The sequence below is a fragment of the Acinetobacter sp. NIPH 2699 genome (assembly GCF_022549355.1).
Lineage (GTDB): Bacteria > Pseudomonadota > Gammaproteobacteria > Pseudomonadales > Moraxellaceae > Acinetobacter.
Window position 1 is genome coordinate 70,577 of sequence record NZ_JAKZGL010000016.1, and the last position, 6,304, is coordinate 76,880.

7 protein-coding genes are annotated in these 6,304 nt (G+C 33.1%); 1 reads left to right on the forward strand and 6 read right to left on the reverse strand.

Features of this window, described 5'->3' with window-relative positions:
- Positions 1 to 34: 34 nt before the first annotated feature.
- On the reverse strand, positions 35 to 469 hold the full coding sequence (gene arsC / locus MMP72_RS13755) for an arsenate reductase (glutaredoxin) (protein ID WP_241318168.1): 435 nt from the start codon (positions 467 to 469) through the stop codon (positions 35 to 37).
- A 565-nt stretch (positions 470 to 1,034) separates the two neighbouring features.
- On the opposite strand from arsC, the gene MMP72_RS13760 reads away from it, so the two are divergent.
- Entirely contained in the window at positions 1,035 to 1,541 is a 507-nt protein-coding gene (locus MMP72_RS13760) for a GNAT family N-acetyltransferase (protein WP_241318170.1), read from the forward strand.
- Between the two features lie 239 nt (positions 1,542 to 1,780).
- Here the strand turns inward: MMP72_RS13760 and MMP72_RS13765 are convergent, their stop codons facing one another.
- The 5 genes from MMP72_RS13765 to MMP72_RS13785 form a co-directional block, all read right to left on the reverse strand.
- A complete protein-coding gene (locus MMP72_RS13765; RefSeq protein WP_241318171.1) occupies positions 1,781 to 2,530 on the reverse strand; it encodes a sel1 repeat family protein in 750 nt (249 codons plus the stop codon).
- Between the two features lie 43 nt (positions 2,531 to 2,573).
- Positions 2,574 to 3,452 (reverse strand): tetratricopeptide repeat protein, encoded by an 879-nt coding sequence (locus MMP72_RS13770; RefSeq protein ID WP_075167385.1) that lies wholly within the window; start codon positions 3,450 to 3,452, stop codon positions 2,574 to 2,576.
- A 205-nt stretch (positions 3,453 to 3,657) separates the two neighbouring features.
- Positions 3,658 to 4,176: a sel1 repeat family protein gene (locus MMP72_RS13775; protein ID WP_241318173.1), complete on the reverse strand. Its 519-nt coding sequence runs from the start codon at positions 4,174 to 4,176 to the stop codon at positions 3,658 to 3,660.
- Positions 4,177 to 4,616: 440 nt separating this feature from the next.
- A complete protein-coding gene (locus tag MMP72_RS13780; RefSeq protein WP_241318175.1) occupies positions 4,617 to 5,357 on the reverse strand; it encodes a sel1 repeat family protein in 741 nt (246 codons plus the stop codon).
- A gap of 278 nt (positions 5,358 to 5,635) precedes the next feature.
- A partial coding sequence (locus tag MMP72_RS13785; RefSeq protein ID WP_241318177.1) for an RHS repeat-associated core domain-containing protein occupies positions 5,636 to 6,304 on the reverse strand: 669 nt, incomplete at its 5' end.

A 6,304-nucleotide genomic window follows, 5' to 3' on the forward strand; every position in this document is an offset into this window, starting at 1 on the left:
ATATGCAGATAACCACATATAATCAGTAATTTTTTTACTTTATACTTTTCCCATTGGCATCGATCACTTGTTCACCATCTTCTTTACTCAAAGCACCCTTCTGCGGTAATGGCAATATCTCTAAGACAGTTTCAGAAGGGCGACTAAGGCGAGTACCTAAATCTGTCACGACAAATGGGCGGTTGATCAAAATGGGATGCTCAAGCATAAAGTTGATGAGCTGTTCATCCGTCCAACCCTCACGTTCCAGTGCCAAGTCACGATAAGGATCAACATTTTTACGAATCGCTTCTTTGACCGTTAGGCCCGCATCATCGATTAATTTAGTCAGTTCACTGCGTGTCGGTGGTGTCACAAGATACTCAATAACAGTCGGTTCAATTCCAGTATTTCGAATCAATGCCAAGGTGTTTCTTGAAGTTCCACACGCTGGATTGTGAAAAATCTTCACATCTAATGAAGCTTTCATTTGAATGAACTCTCGTTTGAATATTCCTATATCCTTATATACGAATTAGCACATATTAACAATATGTACGGATTTTATTTTTATGATAATATGCACACCCTTGCTGATTAGATCATTTAGTAAGGTGATTTACACTTCACTTTTTCCTGCGACCACACCCCAATTTATCCAAATAGCTATTTATTATGACATCTGCTTCGACTTGATGAGTGCTTTGCGTGTTGTCTCATAAAATATCTAGTGTTTGTCGTGGAATTGACAAAATAACTGCAAAGGGTTTGGTTATAAAGACGGATTGATGTGGCCAAATTGTTGCTTGTTCCGAATGTAAATAGGCTATTTAACACTGAACCAAAGGTATGATTTTTAATGACGCTGAACCAAACCATTGAAACAATTTCAAACCCACGAATCAGTGTTGCCCCAATGATGGATTGGATGAATTAATAAAAATATTAATTAAATTACAACAACTTAAAACAAGATAAATAAACCTTGGTGTAAAATTGGTGTAGTGTTACAAATATTGCTAATAATTATTAGAGTTCTAGTTTGTGGAGTAAAAATGAATACAGAAGCTTTCCAACAATCAGAAAAAGATGACCTAATTGGACTTGAAGAACAAAATGAAATCTCATGTTTAATCCGAAGATTTGCCACAGAACAATTCGGATATTCAAGAATGAGGATTTCATCTCCAGAATTAATTAGAAAAATGCCTCAACCAAGAGTAAATATTGCATTGAATAAAAGTTTAATTGATCTTTATCTACGGTTCGGAAAATATGCCTATGCCGTCCATAAAGATAAGAAATATATTGTTGTGGCTCGTATTGGATTTAGGAAAAACAAAAATGGTTATGGAACTGCTTTACTGAAGGAGCTCTGCCTTTTTGGTGAAAAATTGGGATATGAATATTTAGAAATAGAATGTCCAAATCAGGATTGCCAAGCTTTTATGAAGAAATTAGGCTTTAAAGATGAGTTCTATCTTCCAATTAATCAATTAAAAAGGTCTATTCAAGAATATGAGCTTTTGAGACAGGAAAAAGTCCGTCTCACATTAGCGTAATTTTAACAGATTCATAAATTGTTTTATCTCTTGCGGACAACTCAATACCTACATATCTCAATAAATTAGGTAGCGATGATCGTTGGATCGAAAAACAGCTATCACATACTGATAGAGATAAAACAAGGGCGACCTATAACCATGCTAAATGGTTGAGAAAAAGACGAGCTATGCGGTAATCCCCCCAGAAAATAAAGCTTCATTATGATAAAAATGATTACATAATGAAGCCTCACCATTTATTTTTGTCTAAGAATATTTAAATTATTAATTGCGTTCAGATGTCCTTGCTTAGCTGCTTTTTCATACCAATATTCAGCTTGCATTTTATCTTTTTTTACATATACACCTTGCTCAAAGAAAACCCCTAAATTATATTGGGCTTCAGGATTACCTAGTTCAGCAGATTTTTCAGAAAAAACAAATGCTTTTTCATAGTTTTCTTGATCCAAGTACATTTTTGACAAACCTTCATATGCCCGTGAAGGATTATCTTGGACTCCTAATAAATACCAACTCTCTGCTTTTTCAAAATCTGGTGATCGACCAAAATCCTTAATTCTATATAATTCTGCTAAGTTCAATTTAGCATCTTTGTTACCATACTTATTTGCTTCTAAAAAATATTCCTCAGCCTTCTGAAAATCCTTATCTTTTCCTAAACCAACAAAGTAAATCATGCCTAAAGAGTTTATAGCTTCATGGTTATTGGATTTTTCGGCCTTTTCAAACCAATAGTAGGCTTTATCATAATTAGGCTTGATATTATCTAATCCATTTAGATAGACCCATCCCATTAGATTCTCTTTTTCATCTAAAGATAGATCTTTTAAATTCAAAATTTCACACTGCTTACTGCTACTTCCTGCTAATTTACACTCTTCCTCGAGCGTAGGGAACTTGTCCTGTTTATTCAAATTTGTACAAGCAATTAAGCTACATATAACAATGCTTATAGCGGAAATAAACAGAACTTTATTTTTGAGCATTATTATACTATCTCTTATAAATTACAGAAAATTATTTGAATACTTACTGTTTTATCTTTTCTTTAGCACTTGAGATGCCTTGCTCATATGCTTTATTAAAGTAAAATTGAGATAAACTTTCATTTAACTTATTATAATCTGGAGATGAATATATGACCCCTAAGTTATAAGATGCTTGTCCTTTACTCATTTTACTAGCTAATTCAAAATACTTAATAGCTCGATCCACATCTTTAGTGATACCATTACTATTTATCAAATTAATACCCAAATTTAAAGCAGCCTCAGCATTATTTAATGATGCAGATTTTTCCCAGTAATTATTACAAATTTTATAGTCTTGTTTAACAACCACACCTTCGCAATATATCAACCCTAACTCAAATAGTGAAAGAGCATCATTTTTTTCGGCTGCACTTTTTAAATAATTTAACCCTTCTTCAATATTTCCTTCTTCAATATAAATAGAGCCTATAGAGCCCATTGCATCAACATCATTCAACTTAGCAGCTTTAAGATAATATTTTTTTGCATTTTCTATACTTTTTTGAACTCCAGTTCCAGTGTAGTACTTAAAACCAGTATTATACATAGCGGAGACATTTCCATTATCTGCCGATTTTTTTGTCCACTCAAATGATTTTTTAGCATCATAAGTTCCACTCAGCGCTTTAAAATAAATATCAGCCAATATTAGTTGAGCATCACTATTACCCTCTTTTGCCAAATTTTCATAAATAGGTTCGAGTCTTTTATAATATTCTTTCTTTTCATCAGAGTTTGATGGCGCAGCTTCTGCTTGTGATCTTAACTGCTCAGCTTGTTCAAATGTCATATTTAAATCAGATGATGTATTTGAAGCATTACAAGCAGTAATACATATACTTACAGCGAGACTCACCAATAATTTCTTTTTCAGCATTCTTATGCAATCTCTTAAAATTTAATTTTGAATGACTATTATCTCTCAAAACACTTATTTGATAACTAAACAAGTCATTTAACTAACCTCATCGTATCTCTCATTAGGTTAGACCATTAGCATATTTATTAACAGGCTAGAAAAGCCCCAAGCTATATAGAATACGCTTCATAGGGGCAAAGTCAGTTTGAGTAAATAGACCAAACTACTTATCACTCTCCATAAGAAGTTTTATATCATCTGGTATTGATGCATCTGGTATTTCATTATTCTTTATTTGCCGTAAATAATTTTTAGCAATTTCTTCATTATTACTTGCAGCAAGTGTTAGCCACTTTTCCGCTTTTACCAAATCTTGAGTTACTCCATTAGTTCCAAAAAAATAGGCTGTGCCTAAATTCAGCTGAGCAAGCGAGTATCCTTTAGATGCAGCTAACTCCGACCAATAAATGAATTTCTCTCCACTTTTTGGTATACCATCACCAAATGCATATAATCCAGCCAATTCATTTTGGGCAATTACATCCCCACTTTCAGCAGATACTTCTAAAAATTTTAAATAGTTTTGGTTATCGCCAGCTTCAGAATATTTCTTTGCTTTTTGATAGGAGTTTTTTTCACTTGATTCAATTTTCTCTGCATCAGGAATCTTGTGCGTTGATGTACCATTACTACAACCACTTACCAGCAATAAGGTTAAAAAAATAGAATAAGAAAACTTCATTTACAGACTCCAAAAAATTAAAAACTTGACGGAAACCATTGAGAACTCGGAGGTACGTTTAAATAAACAGGGTTTTCTTTTTGATATCTCTCGCCAAGCTCCTGTAATCTTTTCATTTCTTCATCCCTTCTTTTCTTACACTCACCTTCGCATTTCGCCTCAACTCTACAGTCTTTAAAGTAGCGCAACGATAAAAATTAATCTGTCCTAAATTAACTCGATTTTTACAGCGATCATTACGCCACACAGAATCTTTATGAACCGAATAAGGTTTGCTTTGATATTCACCATAATCAGGTGGTGTTTCAATCAGTCGATAAAACTTTTTTATCTTGCTTGTTAATGCAACAAAGCTATCCGGTTCATAGAGATAGTGCTTGGTTTTCTGTATTTAAATCTTCACTTCCTAATCTATTTTAATTTTTCTTACTATCGATTTATTACTTTTCAATTAATAGCCTATTATAGTTTTCAGCTGCTCCTAAAAAACCATTATCATAAGCTGTCTTATACCAATATAAAGCTCTTTCCTTATTTTTATTAATTCCACCTTCTCCTTTTTCATACATCCATCCTAAATTATTCTGAGCTAATGAATCATTTTTAGAGGCCGCCTTCTCGAAATATTTAAATGCTTTTATAAAATCTTTTCTCACAAGATCACCATCATAAAACTGTACACCCAACTCTGTAATTGAGGGTGTAAAATCATTTCTTGCAGAAAACTCTAAGCTTTCCAACATCTTTTCAGGATTATTTTCTTTTTTATATATTAAACCCAACTGATATGCAGCTAAACTATCTCCAAGATTCTGTGCCGAAAGCAACCATTTCTTAGAATCTTCTAGTGCACCTGCTATATAATACAAATATCCCAAAGAATAATGTGCAGGTGAGAAGCAATACCTAGCAGATTTTTTCAAATGATTTTCAGCTTTTTTTAAATCTATTAACTTTCTTTTACCATCTAAAAAGCTTACACCTAAAATATATTCCTTATAAAATCCATCAGGTAACTTATAAATTAAATCATCAACTTTTTTAAAATCCCCTTGAATACTTGAAATATTTATATCAAAATTATAATTTTTAATTTGATCAGAATATTCAATTTTTTCACATGCATAAGTAGTTTCCACCATTAAAAAACAACTTATAAGACTATATAAAATTGACTTCATAATAACCAACACTCCAAATACTCAAGCAAAGAAACAAACCAACAAGCCAATACACTAAAATAATTAGCTTAGTAATTTTCTGGTTATTATTTTTCTTTCTAAAAACAATATCTCTCATTACTCCGTTAAAGCCATTACTCTTTGAAAAAAAATTCCACACATCACTTGCTAAGTTATTGAAAATATAATACCTATACAGCAAATATATCATCAATATAAATGTGAATATAAATAAAAAAACCACAACCCATCTTAAATAAAACAATATTTCCATATATTTAAAACCTTGGGAAATTAAAAGGCTGGGCTGGAATAATTGGCATTTTTTCTGGTGGAATAGTATATATTGGTTGTTCTGGCATATAATCTGAGGTGTTCTGCCATCCATCAGTGACTCCTATACCAGCTCCTGCACCACTTCCACCTTTTATAACACCATAAAATGTCTTACCAGACCATGAATAACCACCGCAAATTTGACCAAACCAATTTGCACCAATTCCTCCGCAAGCCTCTATATATCTACCATCAGGTTTATTCCCAACACTAAGTATATCTCGTGTTGTACTTGCAGAAACACCTAAACCTAAAGTTCGTCCTGTAGAATGCACAGCACGCCCCCCACCTGCATAAGTTGTACTATGTGTGATACCTAGCCCTAGTGCAGCACTAGCGTTAGCACTTGTTCCATTCAATGCTCTATCAGTTGCTTGAACCAATGGAGTCCGATCTTTCATCCTTGGATCTCCTTTTAATCCAGGAATTGTAATATCAGGAGAAAGCCCATATGGATCGGTTGAATAATTCGGATCACTTACATAAGCAGAAGTATTCATTCCCCCATTTAACCCAATCGGGTCTTTACTCACATATCTTGCACTATGTGGCTCATAATATCGGTAACGGTTATAGTGCAATCCTGTTTCTTGATCGTAATATTGACCTTG

Bases quoted from the DNA above. Each gene is read 5' to 3' on its own strand.
- arsC (WP_241318168.1), bottom strand. From the start codon at position 469: ATGAAAGCTTCATTAGATGTGAAGATTTTTCACAATCCAGCGTGTGGA.
- MMP72_RS13760 (WP_241318170.1), top strand. From the start codon at position 1,035: ATGAATACAGAAGCTTTCCAACAATCAGAAAAAGATGACCTAATTGGA.
- MMP72_RS13765 (WP_241318171.1), bottom strand. From the start codon at position 2,530: ATGCTCAAAAATAAAGTTCTGTTTATTTCCGCTATAAGCATTGTTATA.
- MMP72_RS13770 (WP_075167385.1), bottom strand. From the start codon at position 3,452: ATGCTGAAAAAGAAATTATTGGTGAGTCTCGCTGTAAGTATATGTATT.
- MMP72_RS13775 (WP_241318173.1), bottom strand. From the start codon at position 4,176: ATGAAGTTTTCTTATTCTATTTTTTTAACCTTATTGCTGGTAAGTGGT.
- MMP72_RS13780 (WP_241318175.1), bottom strand. From the start codon at position 5,357: ATGAAGTCAATTTTATATAGTCTTATAAGTTGTTTTTTAATGGTGGAA.